The sequence below is a fragment of the Leifsonia stereocauli genome, assembly GCF_038432415.1.
In the GTDB taxonomy this organism is placed as follows: Bacteria; Actinomycetota; Actinomycetes; order Actinomycetales; family Microbacteriaceae; genus Orlajensenia; species Orlajensenia stereocauli.
In genome coordinates, this window is record NZ_JBCAUN010000001.1 from 992,405 (window position 1) to 1,016,884 (window position 24,480).

The window sequence follows — 24,480 nt, forward strand, 5'->3', positions numbered from 1 at the left end:
CGGCGACCCTACGCCGCGCTCGCCGCTCGAGGCATCGGGGCCATCCCCGGCTGGCTGTCTCCGTGGAGCGGATGTCGGTGGGCAGAGATTGACTAGTTCGAAGATGTGTTCGAAACTAGAGAGGTGCTCGTGGCCGCTGCTCCGTACTCCCCCAGTGTCGCCTCCGCCCCTGACATCGATCGGGCTGAGGACGCCCTGTCGCGCGTGCAGGAGCTCCAGGCGCGCATCCGGGGCATGCAGGCGACCAAGCTCGAGAGCCCGGCACTGCCCACCTCCGCGGCCATGGCCGCCGTGCTGCCCAGCGGTGCGTTGCGTCAGGGATCCGCGTACTCGGTCGACGGGTCGCTGACCCTGGCGATGGCCCTGCTCGCCGGCCCGTCTGCCAGCGGCGCCTGGTGCGGCGTCGTGGGGGTTCCCGACTTCGGGGCGGAGGCCGCAGCCCGGTTCGGGGTCGACCTCGAACGACTGGTGCTCGTTCCCGATCCCGGGGAGCACTGGCTCACAGCGACGGCTGCACTCGTCGACGTGCTCACGGTCGTCGTGCTGCGCCCGCCGGCGCGGGCGAGCGACACCGACGTGGCCCGCCTCGGGGCCCGGCTGCGGCAACGCGGTGCCGCCCTCGTCGTTCTCGGACCGTGGCCTCAGGCAGAGGCGCGCCTGAGCATCAGCAGCAGCTCGTGGACCGGCCTCGGCGACGGGCACGGACTCCTCGGGGCCCGCGAGGCCACAGTCACCGCCATCGGGCGACTCGGCTATGACAGGCCGCGCAGCGTGCGTCTCTGGCTGCCCGATGGTCGCCAGCAGTTCAGCACGGTGGAGCTGCAGGATGCCGCTCCGCTGCTGCAGGCGGTGACGGCCTGATGGGCGCGGCAGCGGTGTCGGTGCGCGCTGGTGGAGCGGCATCCGGAACCACCGCGGCACTCGGTCGCACCATCGTGGTGTGGCTGCCCGACTGGCCTGTGACCGCGGCCATGCGTGCCGGCGGGATCGCGCCCGATGCGCCCGTCGCCCTCATCGAGCACGGGCTGGTCTACGCCAGCTCGGCCGCCGCCCGCAGCGACGGGGTGATGCGAGGCCTCAAGGTGCGCGAGGCGCAGGCGCGCTGCACAGGCCTCACCGTGCTGCCCTACGATCCACTGCACGACGCCAGGTCGTTCGAGCCCGTGCTCGCCCGCCTCGAGCAGGCGACACCCGGCGTGCAGCTCATCCGCCCGGGCACCGCCGCCATCAGGGCCCGCGGCCCGGCGCGCTACTACGGCGGCGAGGAGCGCACGGGGGCGGCGCTGCTCACCGCCCTCGCCGAGGCCGGACTCGCCGATGCCAGGGTGGGCGTCGCCGACGGCCCGTTCGCGGCCGAGCAGGCTGCGCGCCACAGCGGCCAGGAACGGCTGCGGCTCGTCGACGCCGGCGGCACAGCGGCCTTCCTCGCCGACTTCCCCGTCGGCATCCTCGTCGACGACAGGCTCGCCGTGTTGCTGCGCCGGCTCGGCGTGCACAGGCTCGGCGACTTCGCCGCGCTGCCGGCCGTCGACGTGCAGCGCCGCTTCGGGGCCATCGGCGCCCACGCCCACTCCATCGCCGGGGGTTACGACGGTCGGGTCGTCGTCGCCCGCACCCCGCCGCGCGACTTCGACGCCGTCATCGAGTTCGAACCGCCCCTCGACCGCATCGACCAGGTCACCTTCGGCGTGCGGGCAGCCGTCGACACCTTCATCGACACCCTCACGCAGGCGAAGCTGGTCTGCACCGGCGTGCGCATCGAGGTGCGCGCCGAGTCCGGCGAGCTGTCCGAGCGCAGCTGGCTGCACCCGCGCTGGTTCAGCGCCTCCGACGTCGTCGACAGGGTGCGCTGGCAGTTGCAGGGCGGCGGATCCGTCGACAGCGGGCTCAACTCGGCCATCGCGAGCGTGCGCGTGCGCCCGGAGCGGGTCGACGGGACGGGCAATCACGAGGAGGGGCTCTGGGGCTCCGGCCCAGATGAGCGCGTGCACCACGGCCTCACCAGGGTGCAGAGCATGCTCGGCCACGAGGGCGTCGTCACGGCCGTCATCGGGGGCGGCAGGCTGCTCGCCGAGCGCCAGATCCTGGTGCCGTGGGGCGATCGAGCTCCCGACGAGCGCGTGCGCTCGGCCGAGCGACCCTGGCCGGGCAGCCTGCCGGAACTCGCACCGTCGACGGTGTTCCGCGAGCTGCATCCGGTGAGCGTGCTGACCGAGGCAGGCGAACCCGTGGCCGTCGACGAGCGCGGCATGCTCACCGGCGCCCCGCACTCCTTCTCGGCCACGGCACGCCCCGGCGACAGGCGCAGTCCGGGTGAGCTGAACAGGGTCGTCGCGTGGGCAGGGCCCTGGCCCGTCGTCGAGCGCTGGTGGGATGCAGCGGCCAGCCGTCGGGTGCACCGGATGCAGCTCGTCGACGACGTCGGCGACGCCTGGCTCGTGATGCTCGACGGTGGCAGCTGGCAGGCCGAGGCGCGGTACGACTGATGGGCTTCAACAATCCCCCGATCCCGTGGTCGGAACTCGAGCGCACCCTCTCCGCCAGCAGGCGGCCCGGAGCGCCCGTCGCCGGCGACGGCGGCGACAGCCCCGCCTGGTCGCACAAACGCCAGCCGTACCGGCCGCGGCCGCTCGAGCCGGCCAGCGTCGAGCCGGTCGTGCCATACGCCGAGCTGCACGTGCACTCCACCTTCAGCTTCCTCGACGGCGCGAGCCCACCCGAGCAGCTGCTCGAGGAGGCCAAGCGGCTGGGGCTCGTGGGCATCGGCATCACCGACCACGACGGCCTCTACGGCGTGGTGCGCCTCGCCGAGACCGCCGAGAGCCACCCCGAGGTCAAGACCATCTTCGGAGCCGAGCTCTCGCTCGACCTCACCATGCCGCAGAACGGAATCGCCGACCCCGAGGGCAGCCATCTGCTGGTGCTCGCCCGACGCGAGGAGGGCTACCACCGCCTCGCCGGAGCCATCACCACCGCGCAGCTCGCCGGCGCCGAGAAGGGCAGGCCGAGCTACGACCTCGAGCAGTTGGCCGAGCAGGCCGATGGCCATTGGCTGGTGCTCACCGGATGCCGCAAGGGACTCGTGCGCCAGGCCCTCGCCGCGAGCGGCCCCGAGGCGGCGGCCGCTGAACTCGCCAGGCTGGTCGACCTGTTCGGCCACGACAACGTGGCGGTGGAGGTGTTCGACCACGGCCACCCTGAAGACAGCTCCATCAACGACGAGCTCGCTCGGCTCGCGGCATCCGCAGGCCTGCCCGTGGTGGCGACGAATGCCGTGCACTACGCGACCCCCTCGGAGCATCGGCTGGCGAGTGCCCTCGCCGCGGTGCGCGCCAGGCGCAGCCTCGACGAGATGGACGGCTGGCTGCCGGCGGCGGATGGCGCGCACCTGCGCAGCGGCGCCGAGATGGCCGTGCGCTTCGCCCGGTTCCCCGGCGCCGTCGAGCGCACAGTGCAGTACGCCGACGAGCTGGCCTTCACCCTGCGGAGCGCTCGGCCGCGGTTGCCGAAGCAGGAGGTGCCCGATGGTCACACCCCCATGAGCTGGCTGCGCGAGCTGGTCTGGCGCGGGGCGGCCGAGAAGTACCCGGGCATTCCGGCGAGCGTGCGCGACCGCCTGCAGAAGGAGCTCGACGTGATCGAGCTGAAGGACTTCCCCGGCTACTTCCTCATCGTGCACGACATCGTGCAGGAGGCCCGTCGGCTCGGCATCCTGTGCCAGGGGCGCGGATCGGCCGCGAACTCCGCCGTGTGCTTCACCCTCGACATCACGGCCGTCGACTCGATCTTCTACGGGCTGCCGTTCGAGAGATTCCTCTCGAGCCTGCGCGAGGAGGAGCCCGACATCGACGTCGACTTCGATTCAGATCGTCGTGAGGAGGTCATCCAGTACGTCTACCGCAAGTACGGGCGGCTGAACGCGGCCCAGGTCGCCAACGTGATCAGCTACCGCCCCAAGGCCGCCGTTCGCGACATGGCGAAGGCGCTGGGGTTCAGCGGCGGGCAGCAGGACGCCTGGTCGAAGCAGGTGGAGCGCTGGGGCGCCGAGATCACCAGCGGCGACCACGACATCCCCGAGTCGGTCATCGAGCTGGCCGGCCAGGTGCTCACGTTCCCGCGGCACCTCGGCATCCACTCGGGCGGCATGGTGCTCACCGATCGGCCCGTCGGCGAGGTGTGCCCCATCGAGCACGCCCGCAAGGAGAACCGCACGGTGCTGCAGTGGGACAAGGACGACTGCGCCTGGATGGGGCTGGTGAAGTTCGACCTGCTCGGCCTCGGCATGCTCGCCGCCCTGCAGTACACCTTCGACATCGCCCGCGACGTGATCGGAGAGGAGTGGACGCTGGCGACGATCCCGAAGGAGGAGCCGGCCGTCTACGACATGCTCTGCCGCGCCGACTCCATCGGCGTGTTCCAGGTGGAGAGCCGCGCCCAGATGGGCACTCTCCCCCGGCTGCTGCCGCGCTGCTTCTACGACCTCGTCGTGGAGATCGCGCTCATCCGTCCGGGTCCGGTGCAGGGCGGGGCCGTGCATCCGTACATCCGGCGCCGGACCGGCGAGGAGAAGGTGACGTACCTGCATCCGAAGCTCGAACCCGTCCTCGAACGCACCCTCGGCGTTCCGCTCTTCCAGGAGCAGCTCATGCAGATGGCGATGGCGGTGGGCGGATGCACGGCTGAAGACGCCGACAGGCTGCGGCGTGCCATGGGGTCGAAACGGGGCATCGAGAAGATCTCGACGCTGAAGGCCACGCTCTACAGGGGCATGGCCGAGAACGGCATCGACGAGGAGACGGCCGACGTCATCTACAAGAAGATCGAGGCCTTCGCCAACTTCGGCTTCGCCGAGAGCCACTCCATCAGCTTCGGCCTGCTGGTCTACGCCAGCTCGTGGTTCAAGCTGCACTACCCGGCCGCCTTCCTCGCTTCGCTGCTGCGCGCCCAGCCCATGGGCTTCTACTCTCCGCAGACCCTCACGGCCGATGCCAGGCGGCACGGCGTCGAGGTGCGCCGCCCAGACATCCTGCTCTCGGGGGCCAATGCGGTGCTGGAGCCTCTGTCTCCTTCTTCGGCGACGGATGCGGCTCCTTCCGCGCCGCCCGGGCCCACGGGCCGCGACTCCTGCATCGCCTCCTCGCAGCCGCCTGTCGGCACCTTCGATCGGAGCGGACCCGACGAGTCGGAGGCCCACCGTCGCGACGGCGCCTTCGCCGTGCGCCTCGGGCTCGCGGAGGTCGGCGGCATCGGCCTCGCGCTGGCCGAGCGCATCGTGGCCGAGCGCGAGACGTACGGGCCGTATCGGAGCATGGCCGACCTGTCGCGGCGCATCGGGCTGAACACCGAGCAGCTCGAGGCCCTCGCCGCCGCCGGTGCGTTCAGCGGGCTCGGACTAGAGCGTCGTGAGGCGCTGTGGAGCGCCGGGGATGCCGCTCAGGATCGCGCGAGCTTCCTCGAGGGCTCCGTCGTGGTGGTGCAGCCTCCGCTGCTGCCGATGCTGAGCGAGGTGGAGCAGGTGGTCTACGACCTGTGGTCCACGGGCATCTCCCCCGACGACCACCCCATCAGGCACGTGCGCGATGCGCTCTCCGCCCGGGGCGCCCGCGCCATAGATACCCTGCGCACGGCAGAATCCGGCCGGCGCATCGAGGTGGGAGGCGTCGTCACGCACCGCCAGCGCCCGGCGACGGCCGGCGGCATCACCTTCATGAACATCGAGGACGAGACGGGCACCCTCAACGTCATCGCCGGAGTCGGCGTCTGGACCCGGTACCGGCGCATCGCCCGCGAGGCGCCGGCCATGGTCATCCGCGGCATCCTGGAGCGCAGCGAGGAAGGCGTGATCAATCTGGTCGCCGACAAGTTCGAGCCACTCGCCGTCGCGGTGCACGGCCGCTCGCGCGACTTCCGTTAGCGTCGGATGGTGACTCCAGATCGATACAGCCAGGACGTGCTCGCCGGCGACTGGCGGGCAGCAGGACGCAAGGTCATCCCCGAGCAGGAGGCGGTGCGCGACCTCGTGATCGAGGAGGTGGCCACGGGCTTCTGCGGCGCTGTCGTCGGCCTCGAGAAGGGCATCGTCACCCTCGAGGACCGCTTCGGCAAGCACAGGCTGTTCCCGCTCGGCCCCGGCTTCCTCCTCGACGGCGAACCCGTCGTGCTCGTGGTGCCGAAGGCCACGCAGCCGGCAGGGCGCATGCGCACGGCATCCGGATCCTTCGCCGTCGCGAACACCCCGGCGCGCGTGGCGCTTCCGAGCCGGATCTTCGTCGAGGGCCGACACGACGCCGAACTCGTGGAGAAGGTCTGGGGCGCCGACCTGCGCGTCGAGGGCGTCGTGGTGGAGTACCTCGAGGGAGTCGACGACCTCGACGCCATCGTGCGCGACTTCTCGCCCACCCCCGACCGCCGCATCGGCGTGCTCGTCGACCACCTGGTCGCCGGCTCCAAGGAGAGCCGCATCGCCGAGGCCGTGCAGCGCGGACCGCACGGACGGAACGTGCTCGTGGTGGGGCATCCGTACATCGACATCTGGGCCGCCGTGAAGCCGGCCAGGGTCGGGCTCGAGGCCTGGCCGCAGATACCTCGGTCCATCGAGTGGAAGCACGGCATCTGCCAGGCACTCGGATGGCCCCACGACGAGCAGGCCGACATCGCGCGGGCCTGGCAGAGGATTCTCGGGCAGGTGCGCAGCTATGCCGACCTCGAACCGGCGCTGCTCGGCCGGGTGGAACAGCTCATCGACTTCGTGACGGCGCCGACGCGGCTGTAGCGCACCCGCCGGGACGCTTCGGCCGCGGGCTTCGTCGGGGCCTCAGCGAACGGATCCGTCACGCTCGCTGAGGGCCGAGCGCAGCGACCGCCCGAAGCGCGCACAGAGCCGCTCAGGCGACGGCGCCGCCGAATGCGAGGCCCAGCACGTAGGTGACCGCAGCTGCTCCGAAGCCGATCGCGAGCTGGCGCAGCGCGCGCTTCAGGGGCGGCGCGCCCGACAGCAGGCCGACGACGGCGCCGGTGATGAGCAACGCGATGCCCACCAGCACGGAGGAGACGATGATCGCCGGCAGCCCTTCCATTCCGAAGAGGAACGGAAGGATCGGGATGAGTGCGCCTGAGGCGAAGAAGCAGAAGCTCGACGCTGCGGCGGCGAGCCCGGTGCCGATGGACTCGTAGTCGTCGGCGGTGCCGAGCGGGCCCGTCGCCGGAGCCGCCTCTGAGGCGTGCATCGCGGCCAGCACCTGCGTGGCGTGCACGATGGCCCGCTCCTCGGTCATGCCGCGGGCGCGGTAGACCAGGGCGAGCTCGTTCGCGTTGACATCGAGGTCCGGAAGCACGCCCTGGGCGTCGGGGTCGGGAGTGGAGGCCTCGAGCAGTTCACGCTGCGACCTCACCGAGACGTATTCGCCCGCCCCCATCGAGAGGGCTCCGGCGAGGAGACCCGCGATGCCGCTGAACAGCACGAATCCCGTCGAGACGCCGGTGGCGGCGATGCCGAGAACCAGTGCCAGATTGCTCACGAGTCCGTCGTTGGCGCCGAACACCGCCGCGCGGAAGGTACCCGAGAGTCGCTTGCGACCGCGGGCGGCGAGCCCGCGCACGACCTCGCCGTGGATGCGCTCGTCGGCAGCCATCGCTGCGGTGGCGTGAGGGTCTGAGTCGTACGGGGAGCGCCCTTCGGCGCGCTGCGCGAGTGCGAGCACGAACACGGAGCCGAAGCGACGTGCGAGAACGGCCAGGAAGCGGGTGCGCGCATCGGCGGCGACGGGCTTGCCCGCATCCGTTCCCAGCAGATCCGCCCAGTGCGCCTCGTGGCGACCTTCGGCGTCGGCCAGGGCGAGCAGGATGGCGCGCTCCTCGCCGGTGCGTCGCTGTGCGAGCTCACGGTAGACGGCGGCCTCGGCGCGTTCGTTGGCGAGGTACTGCCGCCAGCGTCTGAGCTCCTTCTTGCCGCGCTCGGGCGCTGAGGCACCCGAGCGTTCTGGCGCCGTCACTTGAGCAGCTCCTGCCAGCCGTCGCCGTCAGCGTGCTCGAAGATGAGGTTGGTCTCGGTGTGGGCGACCGCCGGGTGGCCGGTGAGGTGCGTCAGCACGAAGTCGCGCAGTTCGTTCGCGTCATGAGCGGCGACGTGGAGCAGATAGTCGTCGGCGCCGGCCATGTGGTACAGGCTGATGACACCGGGCAGGTGAGGGGCCGCGGCCCTGAAGGAGTCGATCTCGTCGCGCGCGTGCTTGGCGAGTCGAACAGCGATGAGGGCCTGCAGCGATGCTCCGAGAGTGGCGAGGTCGATGTTCGCGTGATAGCCGCGGATGTGCCCGAGCGCCTGCAGGCGACGGAGCCGTAGCGACACCGTCGACTCGGCGACTCCGACCTCGGCGGCGAGCATGGATCCGGATGCCCGGGCATTCACCGACAGGGCTCGCAGCAGGCCACGGTCGATGCGATCGAGGTCGGTTTTCTTCGAATCCATGTCGAACAGCCTTTCGCGTCGTGAAGATGCTGCAACAACCCTAAGCGGGGTGGAATCATCTGCGATGCCGATCCCACCCCTCGGCGCAGACCGAAACAGAGCTGTAACCAGAATCTTCAGGCGCCGAACCTCACGCACGGATCATCGGTCCGTCGCGAGGTCAGGAGTCGGATGCCTCGGCATAGGCGATGCTCAAACGTTCGAGGGGCCCCGGGCCGGCGGTCTCGCGCGGCGCTGCATCGAGGTGGCGCACGCGCAGTTCGTCCATGAGTTCCTCGACGAACGCAGGTCCCCCGTCGCGCATGAGGTGTTGGCGGGCCCGGAGCTGGTCATCTCCGGCACGCCAGTCGAGGCCCCAGTTCCCCAGGGCGTAGATGATCGGCACGGTCTGGATGCCGGCCTCGGTCAGGCTGAAGCGAGCGCGCTGACCCCTGGCGGCCGTGCCGCGCGTGAGGATCCCGGCGTCGATGAGCCGCTTGAGGCGGTCGGCGAGGATGTTCGAGGCGATGCCCTCGATCGACCCGGTGAGCAGCGCACGGAAGTATCGGCGGTCCCCGAAGATGACGTCGCGCAGCACGATCAGCGACCAGCGATCGCCGAGTACTTCGACGGCGGCGTTGATCGGACACCCGGATCGTGGTTCCACGATTCCTCCTTGACAGTCATGTGCCCATCACTATAGTGGTTGCAAATCGCAATCACTATTGGAGGAACCGATGGGCCGCTTCATCTACGGCATGAACGTCTCCCTCGACCTGCGGATCGAACAGGTTCCCGGTGACAATGGTGCAGGCGAGTGGCTGCGCATCGGCGAGGCCCTCCACCGGGAGCTGAATGCCCGAACCGAGCAGCTCGCGCTCCTCGTGCACGGACGGATCCACTACGAGACCATGGAGGAGTTCTGGCCGCAGGCTCACGCCGATGAGTCCCTGCCCGACTTCCTCCGCGAGTACGGCGAGATCTGGACGACCAAGCCCAAGGTGCTCGTCTCCCGCACCCGGCACGAGGCGGATCACAACACGCGAGTCATCGGCGACGATGCGATCGCGCAGCTCGCCGCGATCTGTGCCGAGACCGATGGCGCGATCGGAGTCGGCGGCGCCGACCTGGCGACGCAGCTCCTGAAGGCGAGGCTGCTCGACGAGCTGCTGCTCGCCACGCACCCCACGATCCTGGGTTTCGGCAGGCCGCTCTTCGATGACTACGACGTCCCGATCGAACTCGACCTGCTCGAGCAGCTCTCGTTCGAGTCGGGCGTCACGCTGCACCGGTACGCCATCCGCTATGACGGCGGGGCTCGCTGATGCTGAAGCAGGTCGCCGAAGGCGTGCTGGTGCACGAGAGCGAGTGCATCCAGAGCAACGCCGTCGCCGTGGAGGGTGATGCCGGAGTACTGCTCGTCGACCCCGGAATCACGCGTGCCGAGATGTCGACCCTCGCGGCCGACCTCCGAGATCGTGGCAGGCCCGTCGTTGCCGGCTTCGCGACGCATCCGCACTGGGATCACGTTCTCTGGCACCCCACGCTCGGCGACGCGCCGCGGTACGGCACAGCTGACTGCGCGGCATCCGTTCGCGACCTTCTGGCGACTCCGGACTGGGAGGCCGACGTGGCCGAGGGCTTGCCGCCCGAGTTCGCCGACGACATTCCGATGGAGATGCTCGGCCTCATCACTGGTGTACCAGCGGGCGCATCGCTGATTCCATGGGACGGCACCGATGTGCGGATCATCGAGCACCGAGCGCACTCCGAGGGACATGCTGCGCTCCTCGTCGAGCAGCCTCGCGTGCTGATCGCCGGTGACATGCTCTCCGACGTCCTGGTTCCCATGCTCGACATGGCAGCCGAGAACCCCATAGACGACTATCTGGCCGCCCTGATGATGCTCGACCGCGTGGTCGGGGACGTCGATGTCGTCGTCCCCGGACACGGTTCCGTGGGCGGAGGCGATCACCTGCGCGAGCGCATCGAGCGGGATCGGGCGTACGTGCTCGCCCTCCGTGACGGGCGGACCCCCAGCGACCCTCGCATCGGTCCAGCGGCTCAGCCCGGCTGGGAATGGGTGAGCGACGTGCACGATTGGCAACTCCAGGCTCTCGCCCGGAGAAGTGAACACTAGAGAAGGGAACGAGCCGTGACGAATCCCTCGGCTGACCTCATCGATGGCCGCGCCTGCGTGCACACGGGCGACTGGATGCCGTGCTGATGGCCTCCTCGGTTCTCGCGGACGCGAATCTCGACGGGCGGGTCGTACTGCCCGGCGACTCGGACTACGACGACGTCCGGACGGTCTGGAACGCGATGGTCGATCATCGGCCGCAGGTGATCGTGAGGTGCGCGAGCGTTGCCGACGTCCAGGCGGCGGTGCGTGCTGCGCGCGAGCACGACCTCGAGGTCGGCATCCGGTGCGGGGGTCATAGCGTGCTCGGGCTGGGCGTGCCCGAGGGCGGACTGATGATCGATCTCACGCCGCTCGACGGAGTGCGCGTGGATCCCGTCCGTCGAAGGGCTCGGGTGCAAGGCGGAACGCTTCTCGGCGCCCTCGACCGCGCAGGTCAGCAGTACGGACTCGCCACCACGGCGGGGAACGTCTCCCACACGGGAGTCGGCGGGCTGACGCTGGGCGGAGGCATGGGGTGGCTGGCGCGCCAGTACGGCCTGTCCTGCGACAACGTCCGCTCCTTCGACGTGGTCACGGCCGACGGCGACGCTGTCGCCGCGTCGCGCGAGGTGAATGCCGATCTCTACTGGGCGCTGCGCGGCGGAGGAGGCAACTTCGGCATAGTCACGTCGTTCGAGTTCGAGCTCCACGACGTGGGCACGCAGGCGCTCAGCGTCGAGCTCGACTTCCCCCGCGAGAACGCTGCTGGGGTGCTCCGCCGCTGGCGCGATCTGAACGCCGGGGCGCCCCGGGCCGCGACCTTCTCGGCCACGGTGATGGGCGCGATTGCGACCATCGGATTCGTCTGGGTCGGTGACATGGATGCGGGCGCCAGGTACGCACGCGAGCTCGATGCCCTCGGCCGCCCCCTCGCCCGGCGCAGCGACGAACTCTCCTACGTCGATCTCCAGCGACGCGACGACACGATCAGGGGCCACGCTCAGCGCCGTTACTGGAAGGGGCACTACTTCCGCGAGCTGCCCGACGCCGCCCTCGACGCGCTCCTCGAACACGATCCCGACGTGGGAGCGAGCCTTCAGGCCTACGGCGGCGCGATCGCCGACGTTCCAGACGACGAGACCGCCTTCAGCCAACGGGACACTCTCTTCGAGTACGTTGCTGGCACGCGCTGGACGGACCCTGCCGAGGACGGCGATCGCATGGAGCGCGCCCGCATTTCGGCGGCCCGGTTGGCCCCGTTCGCCAGTGGCGCCTACGTCAACGCGCTCACCGATGAGGGCAGTGCCGGCATCCGGGCGGCGTACCCGCCGGCCAAGCTCGCCCGCCTCAGTGCCATCAAAGCAGCGTGGGACCCGAGCAACGTCTTCCACTTGAACCAGAACATCATCCCCGCACGCTGAGGAGTCACGGCGAACGGGTCAGACGGAGAGTGGATGCCGCGGCTTCCGCCGAGACCATCGATTGAGCGCCGCCATCCCCGTACTTGGCGCGATACGCCGCATCGATCGCGTCGGCATTCGAGTCGCCCGTCGCCTCGACGACCACTCCGACGCTCTCCCCAGCGATTCGGATCGACGCGTGCGCCGTGTCGACGGCGCGTCCGTACCACCCCGTGTCCCGACGAAGCCAGGTGCGAACGAAAACATCGTCATCGACGACGACCACCCAGATCGGGGTCCACCGCTCGGAGCCCCCGTGAGCACGCGGTGCGGCGATGGCCAGCTCGCGGATGCCGACCAGGTACTGAAGAGCCTCCGACGTCCACGCTCCGCCAGATGCGTTCTCGGTCATGAGCGCCATTCTGGCCCGCCGACAGCGCCTCCGCCACCGCGGCATCCGTTCTAGGCTGGCGGCGTGAGCAACGCGCTGGACGAGGGTCCGTTCTTCCACGGCACGAAAGCCGACCTGCGAGAGGGCGATCTCCTCACGGCCGGTTTCAGGTCGAACTATCGACCGGAGGTCGTGATGAACCACATCTACTTCACTGCGCTTCCGAACGGGGCCGGACTGGCAGCTGAGCTCGCTCCCGGCGACGCTGCTCCGCGCGTCTACACAGTCGAGCCGACCGGAGAGTTCGAGGACGACCCGAACGTGACCGACAAGAAGTTCACCGGCAACCCCACCAGGTCGTACCGCAGCACTGCGCCTCTCAGGGTCGTCGGCGAGGTGACCGACTGGACCAGGCTGACGGCCGAGGAGCTTCAGGCGTGGAGAGACCGTCTGGCGGTGCTGCGCGCGGACCAGCGAGGCGAGATCATCAACTGACGAGGCGATACGCAGCTTCAGCCCATCGCCGAGGGGCCCTGCACGAGAGCTTCAGCTCGTCAAGGGCGTTCTCCGACCAGTCATCGACGTCCACACTGATGACAGAGAGCGGAGAGACGATGTTGCTCATCAGAATCAAGATCGACGGTCGGGAGTACACCATCCCGTCCGAGCTCGACGCGCAGGCGATCATGGAATCCATCACAGGGCAGTTGCGAGCCGGCGGCGGTTTCGTGGAGATCGTGCGGACACCCGACCGGTCTGTGAACGTTCTCGTGTCGCCCGGCATGTCCCTCACTGTGGAGACCACGGTGATCGACGAATACGTGAGCATTCCGGGCGAGCGCGACGACTCGTGGCCGGCGCAAGCCTGGATCGATCCACTCGACACGTTCTGAATCGGCCGATCAGGCCCAGCAGCCGTTCGCCCGCCCGATCACGTCCGGTTGGCCGGAATCGCTCCACGCTTCTCCGACACCGCGACGCGTTCGTTCGTTTCCGGGACGATCTGCAAGCGGCCGTCACGATGGGCGGTTCTCATGAGGCTCTCGGCCCATTCGCGGTTCAACGCCGGCAGTGCGCTCGTCGAGAAGTCGAAGACGATCGGGATTCGTCGATCCAGCCACACGCTGGTCCTGCCCCCGCCCGAGTCGTCGGCCGTGGTCCAGCTGAAGGAGAATGACTCGTCGCGCCGCAACTTGTTCGTGATGACGAACTGCAGGTGGGCGAGAAGCCGATCCTCGAAGTCCACCGTGAGAGTGCCGTTGTAAATGAAGGTGCCCATGTCATCTCCTCAGAGAGAAATCAGGGCTGCTCATTCCGACAATGGTCTAGGTCGCTCGCCGACCGGCGAGTGAATAGACAGCTATCCACATTGTAACCCGGTCGGGGCACATTGCGCCAGAGATCTGCGCCCTGGCCCATCGCCTTCACCGGCCGAACGCCGCAGCGGCGGGACAGTCGAATGGATCGCCGTCGGCCGCGAGGCCGACCTTGTTCAGGTGACGAACCACGATTCCGTACGATTCCAGAAGACCGGTCTCGGTGTAGCGGATCGAGTGGCTCTCGCAATAGGCCTTCGCCAGCAGTTGAGCCTGCTTCAAGTGCGGGCGCGGCATGTTCGGGAAGAGATGGTGCTCGATCTGGTAATTGAGCCCGCCCATGAAGATGTCCATGGACCTGCTTCCCCGGATGTTGCGGGATGTCAGCACCTGACGTCGGAGGAAGTCCACCCGCGCGTCCTGCGGCAGGATCGGCATTCCCTTGTGGTTGGGGGCGAAGGATGCGCCCATGTAGACCCCGAACACCGCAAGTTGTACCCCGATGAAGGCGAAGGCCATTCCGAGCGGGAGGAAGGTGAAGACGACGGCCAGGTAGACGGCGATCCTCGTCAGGAGCATCGAGGCCTCGACCCAGCGCTTGTCGACCCTGCCCCGGCCGAAGACCGTCCGCAGCCCGTGGGCGTGGAGGTTGATGCCCTCGAGCGTGAGGAGAGGGAAGAAGAAGTAGCCCTGACGTCGCGTCATCCACCCGTAGAAGCCCGTGGCGCGCAGTGCGTCATCCTTCGTGAAGGAGATGACGTCACGCTCGATGTCGGGATCCTTGCCCAGCACGTTCGGGTTGGCGTGGTGACGGGAGTGCTTCGTCATCCACCAGGAATAGCTGATTCCGACGATCAGGTTCGCGATGGTCCGCCCGGCGATGTCGTTCGCCCTGCCGGATTCGAACACCTGCCGATGGGAGGCTTCGTGGGCGAGAAAGGCGTACTGCGTGAGGAGGATGCCCAGGATGCCGGCGACCACCAACTGATACCAGCTGTCGCCCAGAAGGATGGAGCCGCCGATCGTTGCGACGAGTGCGGCGGTGATCGCTGCGAACGTGACGACGTAGAAACCGGTCCGGCGCCGGAGCAGACCCGCATCACGGACCGTCCGCAGGAGCGCCGAGTACTCGGTCGTGGGGTTCGAGCGGTCGCCGCCCGGTTTCGTTCTGGTGATCCTGACAGCGGGCGTGGCAGCGGCGAGAGACATTCGTGATCCGTTCGGCGAGTGCGGGAATCCGACCGCAGGAACGGTTCGGATCGACATCGCCGAGGACCAGGGCAACTGCCCCGAGTGTAGGGGTCCTACCTCGGGCATGGCTGAACGTCCGCCGGGACTCGCGGAGCATGCTCGTCCAGATCGCCTTGACCGGCGTCAGATCCGGAGATCGCCGGAGATCACGCGCGCGGCGACGTCGCCCAGTCGTGCCTGGTTCGACCGGGCGTGGGACCTCAGACGGGAGAACGCCTCATCCATGCCGATGTTCTGGGTGTGGGCGATATAGCCCTTGGCCTGTTCGATGATGACCCGGCTGTCCAAGGCGCGTTGAAGCTGTGCTTGGGCGATTCCGCTCTCTTCGACGAGGCGATGCTGCAGGATGCTGATCGTCGCCACGTCGGCCAGCGCCTGGGCCGCGACGGCGTTCTGGGTGTTCAGCTCGCCGACTCCGTCACGGAACAGGTTGAGCGAACCGATCGTCGACGAGCGGAGACGCATCGGAATCGCGTGCATCGAGGCGAAGCCGGATCGGGCGGCATCCGCAGCGAAAGCCGGCCAGCGATCCATGATGTCGTGAAGGTTCGAGACGGATACGACCTCGCCGCGAGTGACTGCTTCGACGCAGGGGCCTTCGCCGGCCCGGAGTTGCATCAGCCCGATGAACTCGCTCCGCTCGCTTGTGGAGACGATCACCTCGAGTTCCTGCGTGGAACTGAGGAGGAGGATGCCCGCAGCGGAGACGTCGAAGAGGGTGATGCACTCGTCGACGAGAACCTGCAGCAGGTCGACGATGTCGAATTCAGCGACAAGGGAGTCAGCCAGCGTCACGAAAGTGTCTACGAGCTTGCTTTCACGTGTTCGTGTGCTCATGCCTCATCCTAAGTCGATCAGCGTTCGGCGGAGCCGAATGTCAGATTCCGGTTGACGATCTCGGCAGCGACTTCTCGCACCGTGCGGTCCTCGGCGAATGCGTGGCCACGAATGACGAGGAGGGCGTCATCGACCGAGATGGACATCTGCGCCGCGACCATACCCGAGGCCTGGTACACCTCTCGCCTGGAGTACCTGCCTGCAACGGGTTCGTCCATCGGCAGGTCCAGCCCGTCGAGGGCGCGGCGCAACACCTGACGCGCGGCGATCGAGGCCAGAGCGGTCGCATCGTGGACCTGCGGCGCTGACAGCCGACGGGCCTTCATCGAGTACAGGTCCAGAGAGCCGACGCTCAGATCTCCCACGTACAGGGGGAACGCGTACAGCGCGCCGATACCGAGTCCCTGCAGCGACTCGAGTGCCGTCGGCCAGTCGCCCCCGCTCGCGTGTTGAACGTCGTTCTCCATCACCGGTACCCGCGATCGGAACGCCTCCCAGCATGGGCCTTCGCCCAGGTCGATCTGGATCTCATCGATGCGCTCGGCGATGACGCTGCTGGCGCAGATCGTCTGCGTGCCCAGTGGTTCGCCCAGGCTCGAGATGACGGCACCGGACGTCGCGGTCGCACAGACCAGCGGCGCGCAGAGGTCGTCGTCGGGACCGACGGCAGCAGTGAGCCTGGCAGCGGCGACGGCGAAGTCGCGGCCATGGGGGGCGTCGGGCGAATCGGCGCCCGCAGGATTGCTCTCCATCGACTAGCCGCCTTCATTGTCGTCGAAACGATGTGGCGCTGGGTCTCGGAGCCGTGGTGACGACACTACAGTGCGCAGATGTGGGCACCCTGATGGCGTCGTCGAAACGCCGCGATCGGACTGGCGCGGTCCGACGAGCCTGCGCGGTTGTCGCTCACGACGATGACGTCATCGCAGTTCGCCGACTCCCACGAGCGCCTGCGAGTCGCGGATGAAGTCCTCCGCCTCGCTTTCACTCATCAACGTCATCCCTCGGTCCGAGTCAGCGGAGGCGTTGAGGGCCATCAGCCACGTGCGATTGAGTGCCAGAGGATGGGACGAAACGAAATGGAACTGCAACGGAATCGACGGCGAGACCCAGATGGTGATGCGGCCGGATCCGTGCTCAGGTGGCACGCTCCACGACAGGTAGAAGGATTCGTGCCGCCGCAGTCGTGCGCCCGTGGCGACTCTGAGGTGCGCGAGAGTCCTGTCGTCGAGTGAGTACGTCGTCCCGGCGCCGTAGATGAGGGAGCCCATCAGCTCGCCCATCCGGTGTCACCGGCGTGTGCGATCGACAGATGACGAGACATCCTGTGGCGCGAATTCCCTCGGAGGATTCCGACGCTCGATATGTGTGTGCCCATGTCGTCTCCTCAGACAAACCGGGCTGCGCGTTCTCGACGAGGTCTGGGTCTCCCACTGGGACGCGGGTGAACCGACAGCTGATCTCAGGATATCGCCATTCAGGTGCGGACGGGAGTGCTGATTCTCATGATCAGGCGTCGAACCAGCGGGTGCGTTCACCTCAGCCCCACCCGCGACGAGATGCGGCGCACCCGACCGAGTCGGGTGCGCCGTCGATCACGTCTGTCGAATCAGTCGTTGTCGCGCTCGCGACCCTTGGTGCCGGCTTTCGCGAGTCCGCGGCTGATCATGTAGCCGACCGAGACCAGAGCCACGTACGACCATGCCTGAGCAGCGCCGAAGCCCTGTCCGTCCTCACCGTTGTCGGTGACGGCCGCCGCGATCAGAATGGCCACGGAGACGACGACGAAGACCCAGAACTCGGTCGTCTTGAAGGCGGCCTTCGTCTCGGTGAAGACCCGAGAGACGCCGGTCCGGCCGTTCGATGAATTGTTGTTGGTCATGGATGACTCCTCTGCTGTGGACGGGAACCGTTCCCGCTCAGCCCAGCAGGACTGGGCCTCGGCAACGTTAGAGAGCACCCCCAGATGCTGTTTCGGGGTTGACTTCCTGACGGATGCCTGCCTAGGACATCGGCTGCGTTGCAGCATCCGGGGGCCGCGAACTCGCTCCTGTCAAGCCCATCTTGCGGGCGGGACCGGCCTGCCTACTGTTGCGGAACCTCTGCACGAGTCAACCCGCGGAGCTTCCCGATCAGGAGACACCATGTCGCAACGCAACACTCTCGTCCGTTCCATGCACGACATCGGCCTCGCAGCCTGGTTCGGTGGTTCCCTCATGGGTGCCGTAGGCCTGAACGGAGCCGCCTCCAAGGCTGAACCGGCCAGCCAGAAGTTGAAGATCTCCTCGATCGGCTGGGGCCGCTGGGCTCCCGTACAGCTCGCAGCCATCGCGGTGCACGGCATCGGCAGCGTCGGCCTCATCATCGGCAACAAGGGGCGCATCGCCGCCGACAGCGGAACGCAGGTCAACACCGCCGTCAAGTTCGTGCTCACAGGGGTGGCATGCGGAGCGACTCTCTACTCCGCCGTCCTCGGCGGCGTGATCGCGAAGCATTCCGACGAGGATGCTGAAGGCGTCACGGAGCCGGGAGCGCGGACCTCGAAGGAACTTGCGGCAGCCCAGACGAAGCAGCGCTTCGCGCAGTGGGTGCTGCCGGCAGTCACGGCTGCACTCATCGTGCTCGCCGCACAGCAGGGTGAGCAGCAGCGACCGGTCGCCGGCTGGCTGAACCGCGTCTTCAGCTGACCAGTCGACTGCGCGTGGTCGATGCTCGCCCGTGGTCAGCTGGCAAGTTCACCGGCGTGCCAGTGAGACGCGAACGACGTCGCCCATCTCCTTGCCGAGTCGTCTACGCACCTTCACACTGATCTCGCCGTTGATATCGACCCCGATGGGCGCCTCGAAGAGCAGCTCTTGCTGTGTCATGACGCCCACTGTAACGATGAGTGATGGCGCGAGGTCGACCGACCGGCGTCGCATGCAATCGCAAGCACGATCGAAGGGTCCCGGATGCCGCTCACCACCTGCCACATGTCGATCTCGCTCGACGGATTCGTCGCCGGTCCCGACCAGAGCATCGATCAGGGCCTCGGTACGCGCGGAATCGAGCTCCACCGGTGGCACATCGGCGACGCACGGGCGAACGACGCCGACGAGACCGCGACAGGCTGGCTGATGCGCCCCCGCGGCGCCTACGTGATGGGTCGCAACATGTACGGCCCGATCCGCGGCGAATGGGACGGCGCCTGGCGGGGGTGGTGGGGCGATGAGCCGCCGTACCACGCACCGGTGTTCGTGCTCACCCATCACGCGCACGAGCCGATCGAGATGGAGGGCGGCACGACCTTCCACTTCGTCACCGACGGCTTCGACGCCGCATACGCCCTGGCCCGCGAGACGGCCGGCGGCGTCGACATCGCAGGCGGCGCCTCCACCGTGCGGCAGGCGCTCGCGGCCGGAGTGATCGATGAACTCACACTCGACATCGCGCCAGTCCTGCTCGGGGCAGGCGAGCGGATCTTCGACGGCACGGGTTCGTTCGACTTCGAGCCCGTCGAGGTTCTGCACTCCCCGCTCGCCACGCACATCCGCTACCAGCTCAACCGCTAGAGGCAGTCGCCCGGTGGCCCCGAGCCGGCTCGCGGCTATCACCTGCGCCCGCTCGCCTGCGGCGATCGCGAGAGCACAGCGAACGACAGCCGCGTGGATTCGGTCGACGAGCGCCGCGATCAGTGCGAACGACCGAGCCTCTTGCGCAGCACCTCGATGCGGGCCTGCAGCTGCGTGACGCTGGCCTGCGGTACGGCTGGCCCGCCGCAGAGCCGCCGCAGTTCGGTGTGGATCATCGCGTGCGGCTCCCCGGACAGCTTCGACCACATGCCGACAAGACTCGAGAGCAGGGTGCGCTGCTCCTTGATGGTGCGGTACAGCGGAACGTCTTCCGGTTCTGCATCCTCCGGCGCGTTCCTGCGCCGGTCCGTCGCCCGTCGGGCTTGGCGCGCCTGACGGGTGCGCAGCAGGTCGGAGACCTGCTCGGGCTCCAGAAGCCCCGGGATACCGATGAAGTCGAGTTCTTCGAGGCTGCCCGGCTCCGCCAGATCGCCGTACTCGTGGCCGTCGAAGAGCACCCTGTCGAAGTCCGCGCTCGCCGCCAGCGCCTCGAAGCTGAACTCGTCGGTGAGCGCCTCCGAGGCCCGGTCCTCCTTGTTCGCCGAGGCCACCATGGCGTCTTCGGGGTTGTACATGTCCCCTTCGGCCTCGTCATCACGACGCCGATCGAGGGCGTGATCGCGTTCGAGTTCGAGGGCGGAGGCGAGGGCCATGAGAATCGGCACGTTCGGCAGGAACACGGATGCCGTCTCTCCCCGACGGCGGGCCCGCACGAAGCGGCCGATGGCCTGGGCGAAGAACAGCGGGGTCGACGAGCTCGTCGCATAGACGCCCACGGCGAGGCGTGGAACGTCGACGCCCTCGGAGACCATGCGCACGGCGACCAGCCAGCGGCTGGTGTTTCCGGCGAACTGCTCGATCCTGTCGCTGGCCTCCTTCTCGTCGGAGAGCACGACCGTCGGCGGCTGGCCGGTGATGTCCTGCAGGATCGCCGCATATGCTCGCGCCATGGTCTGGTCGGTCGCGATCACCAGGCCGCCGGCATCCGGGATCGTGTGACGCACCTCGGTGAGACGGCGATCGGCCGCGCGGAGCACCGCTGGGATCCACTCCCCCTTCGGCTCGAGCGCCGTGCGCCAGGCCTGCGAGGTGATGTCCTTGGTGTTCCCTTCGCCGAGCCTGGCCTCCATCTCGTCGCCGGCGCGCGTACGCCACTTCATCGAACCGTTGTAGACCATGAACATCACGGGGCGCACGACGCCGTCGGCGAGTGCGCGGCCGTAGCCGTAGTTGTAGTCGGTCAGCGAGGTGCGGATCCCGTGCTCGTCGGGCGCGTACTGCACGAACGGAATGGGCGCGGTGTCGGAGCGGAACGGAGTTCCGGTCAGGGAGAGCCGGCGCGTGGCCGGCTCGAAGGCCTCACGGATGGCATCGCCCCAGCTGAGGGCGTCACCGCCATGGTGCACCTCGTCGAGGATCACGAGGGTGCGGCCCGACTGGGTGAGCTCGCGGTGCAGGGCGGCGCGGGCAGCGACCTGCGCGTAGGTCACGGCGACGCCGTGGAAATGCCTGCCGTAACTGCCGTGGGCATTGCGGAAGTACGGATCCAGTCGGATGCCGGCCCTGGCCGCGGCATCCGCCCACTGCTTCTTGAGGTGTTCGGTGGGCGCTACGACGGTGATGCGGTCGATGATGCCGCGACCGCGGAGTTCGGCCGCCAGACGGAGCGCGAACGTGGTCTTGCCTGCGCCGGGCGTCGCGGCGGCGAGGAAGTCGCGCGGCTGCCTCTCGAAGTAGGCGTCGAGGGCCTCGGCCTGCCAAGCACGCAGCTTGGTGGCGGTTCCCCAGGCGGCGCGATCGGGGAAGGCCGGAGAGAGATGCTCTGCTGCTGCGGTTCCCGGGATGGGGCCTTCCGGCAGCGGTGTACTCACTGGCCCAAATCTACCCGAGTCGGCTGACACTCGACTGCGCGGGGCGTCTTCCGGGGTGGCTCCAGACCGATCTCGGGCGTGTCACGGCGGGAGGAGAGTCTGACGGACGGGTCGGGTCGGCGCTGCCGCGGTCGTCGCGCAGATCATGCGTGCGCCGCGAGAGCGAAGATGTGCAGAATGGAGAAGCTATGACGAGAGAATCAAGTTCCGGTCCCCTGCATCCCTGGTCGCGCTATGTGGCGTTGGGCGACTCGTTCACCGAGGGCATCGGCGATCCGGAGCCCAGTCGGCCCGGGGGCAATCGGGGCTGGGCGGACCGCGTCGCCGAGGTACTGGCTCAGGGCTCCGACGACTTCGCGTACGGCAATCTCGCCGTGCGCGGCAAGCTCATCCAGCAGATCCTCGACGAGCAGGTCGAGCCCGCTCTGGCGCTGCGGCCCGACCTCATCACCATCTCGGCAGGCGGCAACGACGTGATCCGCCCGGGCTCCGACCCCGATCTCGTGTCCGGCAAGTTCGAGCAGATCATCGAGCGCCTCACCAGCGATCGCGCGACCGTCGTGATCTTCACGGCTACGGATGTCGGCTTCTCGCCCGTGTTCCGCGGCATCCGGGGCAAGGTGGCCATCTACAACGAGAACATCCGCACGATCGCCACGCGGTACGACTGCATCGTGGCCGACCAGTGGGGCTTCACTCCCATCCAGGACACGCGCATGTGGGCGCCCGATCGCCTGCACCTGAACCCGCTCGGACACCACGAGGTGGCGCGGCTCGTGCTCTCCTCGCTCAACGTCGAGAACTCGCTCGAGCCCATGAAGCCCGAGCCGCTGCCGACGGCATCGTGGCGCCAGGCTCGCGGCGAGGACATTCAATGGGCGAGGGAGTACCTGGTGCCGTGGGTGGTGCGCCGCATTCGTCACCAGTCGTCGGGTGATCACGTGCTGCCGAAGCGACCGGATGCCGTTCCCTACGAGGTGCTGGACGTCGACTCCCTCAGCTGACGCCCCAGCCGCTCGCTGGGGGCCGAGCGGAGCGACCGCCCGAAGCGCACCTGAGACGCGCTTCGGCCGCGACTGCGTCGGGCCTCGGCGAGCGACAGGGTGGCGAGCGTCGCGCTACAACTCCCCCGGGTGGCTCAAGCGCCAGCCGGCATCCGGACCACTGATCGAACCCATCAGCACGAGCGGCACCTCGATGGTCTGCGCGCCGACGGTGAAGGTGAGCGAGCCCACGGTGTCGCCGTCCTCGGCTGCCTGAACCGACTCGGCCTTCGCGACGCCGCTGACAGCCGTGTCCGACCATGTCAGAACCGACGCATCCTTCGCACTCACGGCCGTCGCCGTGTCACCCCACAGGGATTTGTACGTGGCCGCCGGCGCTCCCGCGGTCGTCAACTGCACCTCGTGGAATCCGGCGGCGACGCCGTCGAGCACGGTGCCGACGGCAGCGTCGAGCACGTCGTGGTCTCCCATCGACGCTCCGCCGAGCATGGTGCCGACCACGGTGACGGTCTGCGTGCCCACGGTGTACTTCGCCGAGAACAGCAGCGTGGCGCCCGAGTTGTCGTTGGTGCCGGTCTTGATGCCGTCGACGCCGTGGGTTCCCAGCATGTTGTTGGTGTTCTGCACGACTCCGACGCCCGGGATGTCGGCGGTCTTCTGCGACACGATCGAGGTGAGGGTCGGGTCGGCCACGGCGATCTTCGCCAGGGCGACGAGGTCTGTCGGGCTGCTCGCGCTTGAATCCGAGAGCCCGCTGGTGTCGGCGACGGTGGTGTTGGTGAGGCCGTGGTCGGCCACCCACTTCTGGGCGGCATCCAGGTACGCGTCCACCGATCCGAAGGCCCAGATGGCGAGCGACTGGCTGTAGTTGCCTGCCGACGGAAGAAGCATGACCGTCAGCGACTGCCTCTCGCTGAGCTTGAGGCCGGCCGAGACCGGGGCCACCGAGGCGTTCTCCGCTACCTGCTCGTAGTAGATGTCGACGTCGGCATCGGTGTACGTGATCGTCGGTCCCTCCTCGCCCGCGGCTATGGGCTTGGCGTCGAGCAGGACGAGGGCCGTGATCACCTTGGTGATGCTCGCGATCGGCACGGCGGCATCCGGGTCCCCGTGCGAGCCGAGAAGCCCGTCGAAACCGACGGCACCGACTGCTCCGCTGCCGAAGTCGGGCCACGTCAGCTGGGCGGCCGGTTGCGCGGCGACGGTCGGCTGGGTGACGGATGCCGCTGTCGCGGGAACCGCCGCCGTGAGCGTGGTCGTACCGTAGATGACAGCGGCGAGAACGAGGGCGAGAGCGCTGAACACGAGGATTCTGCGACGTCGATAGACCTGGCGTCGGGAGAGGGGCATCGGATCAGTCTAGGTCGGCTGACCTGTGCTCCCGGTCGACGCGCAGGGCATACGCGACGACAGCGCTGGCCGAGGCGACGTTGAGCGAATCGACTCCGTGCAGCATCGGGATCGTGACGACGGTGTCGGCCGCCGCGAGGGCCGTGCGACTCAGTCCGTCGCCCTCGCTGCCGAAGACGAGCGCGATGCGCTCGGGAGCGTTGGCCGCATAGTCGGGCAGGCTCACCGCGTTGTCGGCCAGAGCGAGGGCGGCGATCTCGAAGCCGGCGTCGTGCAGCAGCACTGTCGCCTCGTCCCACTCGGGCAGGCGCGCCCACGGCACCTGCAGTACCGTACCCATGCTCACGCGCACGCTGCGGCGGTAGAGCGGATCGGCGCATCGCGGGGTGACGAGGACGGCGTCGACGCCCAGGCCGGCCGACGAGCGGAAGATGGCGCCGACATTGGTGTGGTCGACGATGTCCTCGAGGATGACGACACGTCGGGCATCCTGCAGGAGCTCCGCGACGGATGGGTTCTCCGGCCTGTGCATGGCCGCCAGCGCGCCACGGTGCAGGTGGTAGCCCGTGAGCTGCTCGAGCAGCTTCGCCTCGCCCACGAACACGGGAACGTCGGGGAAATCGGCCAGCAGGGGCTCGACATCCGCCAGCCACTTCTCCTGAAGCAGGACTGAACGCGGTACGTGCCCGGCCGCCAGCGCGCGGGTGATCACCTTCGTCGACTCCGCGATGTAGAGGCCGCCCTCAGGCTCGGTGACACGCCGCAGTGCGACGTCGGTGAGACGCGCGTAATCGGAGAGGCCGTCGGCCTCGAGGTCGGTGATGCGGATGACGTGCACGGGTTCCCCTCGTTCGGTATCCCCATCGTCGCAGCCTGCGAGA

At 68.3% G+C, this 24,480-nt stretch carries 26 protein-coding genes; 12 read left to right on the plus strand and 14 right to left on the minus strand.

Features of this window, described 5'->3' with window-relative positions:
- Positions 1–129: 129 nt before the first annotated feature.
- The 4 genes from AADV74_RS04850 to AADV74_RS04865 are packed head-to-tail and all read left to right on the plus strand — an operon-like array spanning position 130 to position 6,772.
- Complete coding sequence (locus AADV74_RS04850) at positions 130–861, plus strand: hypothetical protein (RefSeq protein ID WP_342112365.1); 732 nt, start codon at positions 130–132, stop codon at positions 859–861.
- Positions 861–2,486, plus strand: coding sequence for a DNA polymerase Y family protein (locus tag AADV74_RS04855; RefSeq protein WP_342112366.1), 1,626 nt, complete (start codon positions 861–863; stop codon positions 2,484–2,486). Before AADV74_RS04850 ends, AADV74_RS04855 begins: the two co-directional genes overlap by 1 nt.
- Positions 2,486–5,914, plus strand: coding sequence for an error-prone DNA polymerase (locus tag AADV74_RS04860; RefSeq protein WP_342112367.1), 3,429 nt, complete (start codon positions 2,486–2,488; stop codon positions 5,912–5,914). The genes AADV74_RS04855 and AADV74_RS04860 overlap by 1 nt, the downstream gene beginning before the upstream one ends.
- 6 nt (positions 5,915–5,920) lie before the next feature.
- A complete protein-coding gene (locus AADV74_RS04865; RefSeq protein WP_425287248.1) occupies positions 5,921–6,772 on the plus strand; it encodes a DUF3097 domain-containing protein in 852 nt (283 codons plus the stop codon).
- Positions 6,773–6,884: 112 nt separating this feature from the next.
- On the opposite strand, the gene AADV74_RS04870 is transcribed toward AADV74_RS04865, so the two are convergent.
- The 3 genes from AADV74_RS04870 to AADV74_RS04880 all read right to left on the minus strand — a co-directional run bounded on the left by AADV74_RS04870 (position 6,885) and on the right by AADV74_RS04880 (position 9,113).
- Complete coding sequence (locus AADV74_RS04870) at positions 6,885–7,991, minus strand: VIT1/CCC1 transporter family protein (protein ID WP_342112369.1); 1,107 nt, start codon at positions 7,989–7,991, stop codon at positions 6,885–6,887.
- Positions 7,988–8,467, minus strand: coding sequence for an Lrp/AsnC family transcriptional regulator (locus AADV74_RS04875; RefSeq protein ID WP_056162858.1), 480 nt, complete (start codon positions 8,465–8,467; stop codon positions 7,988–7,990). Before AADV74_RS04875 ends, AADV74_RS04870 begins: the two co-directional genes overlap by 4 nt.
- Before the next feature lie 160 nt (positions 8,468–8,627).
- The gene (locus AADV74_RS04880; RefSeq protein ID WP_342112370.1) at positions 8,628–9,113 is read right to left on the minus strand and encodes a winged helix-turn-helix transcriptional regulator; all 486 of its coding nucleotides are present in this window, start codon (positions 9,111–9,113) and stop codon (positions 8,628–8,630) included.
- Between the two features lie 70 nt (positions 9,114–9,183).
- Between AADV74_RS04880 and AADV74_RS04885 the strand changes: the two genes are divergently transcribed.
- From AADV74_RS04885 to AADV74_RS04895, 3 genes are all read left to right on the plus strand, one after another.
- Positions 9,184–9,771, plus strand: a complete 588-nt coding sequence (locus AADV74_RS04885; RefSeq protein ID WP_342112371.1) for a dihydrofolate reductase family protein — start codon at positions 9,184–9,186, stop codon at positions 9,769–9,771.
- Entirely contained in the window at positions 9,771–10,586 is an 816-nt protein-coding gene (locus AADV74_RS04890) for an MBL fold metallo-hydrolase (protein ID WP_342112372.1), read from the plus strand. The genes AADV74_RS04885 and AADV74_RS04890 overlap by 1 nt, the downstream gene beginning before the upstream one ends.
- 86 nt (positions 10,587–10,672) lie before the next feature.
- Entirely contained in the window at positions 10,673–11,989 is a 1,317-nt protein-coding gene (locus AADV74_RS04895; RefSeq protein ID WP_342113098.1) for an FAD-binding oxidoreductase, read from the plus strand.
- A gap of 4 nt (positions 11,990–11,993) precedes the next feature.
- Here the strand turns inward: AADV74_RS04895 and AADV74_RS04900 are convergent, their stop codons facing one another.
- Positions 11,994–12,380 carry a DUF2255 family protein gene (locus AADV74_RS04900; RefSeq protein WP_342112373.1) on the minus strand — a complete coding sequence of 129 codons (387 nt, stop codon included), beginning with the start codon at positions 12,378–12,380 and terminating at the stop codon, positions 11,994–11,996.
- 63 nt (positions 12,381–12,443) lie between these two features.
- Here AADV74_RS04900 and arr point away from each other — a divergent pair, with 63 nt between their 5' ends.
- Together arr and AADV74_RS04910 are read left to right on the plus strand one after the other, a co-directional pair.
- The gene (gene arr, locus AADV74_RS04905; RefSeq protein WP_342112374.1) at positions 12,444–12,854 is read left to right on the plus strand and encodes an NAD(+)--rifampin ADP-ribosyltransferase; all 411 of its coding nucleotides are present in this window, start codon (positions 12,444–12,446) and stop codon (positions 12,852–12,854) included.
- 119 nt (positions 12,855–12,973) lie between these two features.
- On the plus strand, positions 12,974–13,252 hold the full coding sequence (locus AADV74_RS04910) for a hypothetical protein (RefSeq protein ID WP_342112375.1): 279 nt from the start codon (positions 12,974–12,976) through the stop codon (positions 13,250–13,252).
- A 38-nt stretch (positions 13,253–13,290) separates the two neighbouring features.
- Here AADV74_RS04910 and AADV74_RS04915 read toward each other — a convergent pair whose 3' ends face one another.
- The 6 genes from AADV74_RS04915 to AADV74_RS04940 form a co-directional block, all read right to left on the minus strand.
- Entirely contained in the window at positions 13,291–13,638 is a 348-nt protein-coding gene (locus AADV74_RS04915; protein ID WP_342112376.1) for a DUF7882 family protein, read from the minus strand.
- Between the two features lie 145 nt (positions 13,639–13,783).
- On the minus strand, positions 13,784–14,884 hold the full coding sequence (locus AADV74_RS04920; protein ID WP_342112377.1) for a fatty acid desaturase family protein: 1,101 nt from the start codon (positions 14,882–14,884) through the stop codon (positions 13,784–13,786).
- Positions 14,885–15,049: 165 nt separating this feature from the next.
- Positions 15,050–15,763 carry an ANTAR domain-containing protein gene (locus tag AADV74_RS04925; protein ID WP_342112378.1) on the minus strand — a complete coding sequence of 238 codons (714 nt, stop codon included), beginning with the start codon at positions 15,761–15,763 and terminating at the stop codon, positions 15,050–15,052.
- A 17-nt stretch (positions 15,764–15,780) separates the two neighbouring features.
- On the minus strand, positions 15,781–16,515 hold the full coding sequence (locus AADV74_RS04930; protein ID WP_342112379.1) for a GAF and ANTAR domain-containing protein: 735 nt from the start codon (positions 16,513–16,515) through the stop codon (positions 15,781–15,783).
- A 168-nt stretch (positions 16,516–16,683) separates the two neighbouring features.
- On the minus strand, positions 16,684–17,034 hold the full coding sequence (locus tag AADV74_RS04935) for a DUF7882 family protein (RefSeq protein ID WP_342112380.1): 351 nt from the start codon (positions 17,032–17,034) through the stop codon (positions 16,684–16,686).
- A gap of 338 nt (positions 17,035–17,372) precedes the next feature.
- Positions 17,373–17,645, minus strand: coding sequence for a hypothetical protein (locus tag AADV74_RS04940; protein ID WP_342112381.1), 273 nt, complete (start codon positions 17,643–17,645; stop codon positions 17,373–17,375).
- 262 nt (positions 17,646–17,907) lie between these two features.
- On the opposite strand from AADV74_RS04940, the gene AADV74_RS04945 reads away from it, so the two are divergent.
- On the plus strand, positions 17,908–18,450 hold the full coding sequence (locus AADV74_RS04945) for a hypothetical protein (protein ID WP_342112382.1): 543 nt from the start codon (positions 17,908–17,910) through the stop codon (positions 18,448–18,450).
- A 48-nt stretch (positions 18,451–18,498) separates the two neighbouring features.
- Here AADV74_RS04945 and AADV74_RS04950 read toward each other — a convergent pair whose 3' ends face one another.
- Positions 18,499–18,630, minus strand: a complete 132-nt coding sequence (locus AADV74_RS04950; protein ID WP_342112383.1) for a hypothetical protein — start codon at positions 18,628–18,630, stop codon at positions 18,499–18,501.
- Positions 18,631–18,714: 84 nt separating this feature from the next.
- Between AADV74_RS04950 and AADV74_RS04955 the strand changes: the two genes are divergently transcribed.
- On the plus strand, positions 18,715–19,314 hold the full coding sequence (locus AADV74_RS04955; RefSeq protein ID WP_342112384.1) for a dihydrofolate reductase family protein: 600 nt from the start codon (positions 18,715–18,717) through the stop codon (positions 19,312–19,314).
- A 119-nt stretch (positions 19,315–19,433) separates the two neighbouring features.
- Here AADV74_RS04955 and AADV74_RS04960 read toward each other — a convergent pair whose 3' ends face one another.
- Complete coding sequence (locus tag AADV74_RS04960; protein ID WP_342112385.1) at positions 19,434–21,245, minus strand: DEAD/DEAH box helicase; 1,812 nt, start codon at positions 21,243–21,245, stop codon at positions 19,434–19,436.
- 188 nt (positions 21,246–21,433) lie between these two features.
- Here AADV74_RS04960 and AADV74_RS04965 point away from each other — a divergent pair, with 188 nt between their 5' ends.
- Positions 21,434–22,249: an SGNH/GDSL hydrolase family protein gene (locus AADV74_RS04965; RefSeq protein WP_342112386.1), complete on the plus strand. Its 816-nt coding sequence runs from the start codon at positions 21,434–21,436 to the stop codon at positions 22,247–22,249.
- A gap of 114 nt (positions 22,250–22,363) precedes the next feature.
- Here the strand turns inward: AADV74_RS04965 and AADV74_RS04970 are convergent, their stop codons facing one another.
- Positions 22,364–23,599 carry a D-alanyl-D-alanine carboxypeptidase family protein gene (locus AADV74_RS04970; RefSeq protein WP_342112387.1) on the minus strand — a complete coding sequence of 412 codons (1,236 nt, stop codon included), beginning with the start codon at positions 23,597–23,599 and terminating at the stop codon, positions 22,364–22,366.
- Positions 23,600–23,603: 4 nt separating this feature from the next.
- The gene (locus tag AADV74_RS04975) at positions 23,604–24,437 is read right to left on the minus strand and encodes a TrmH family RNA methyltransferase (protein ID WP_342112388.1); all 834 of its coding nucleotides are present in this window, start codon (positions 24,435–24,437) and stop codon (positions 23,604–23,606) included.
- Positions 24,438–24,480 lie beyond the last annotated feature (43 nt).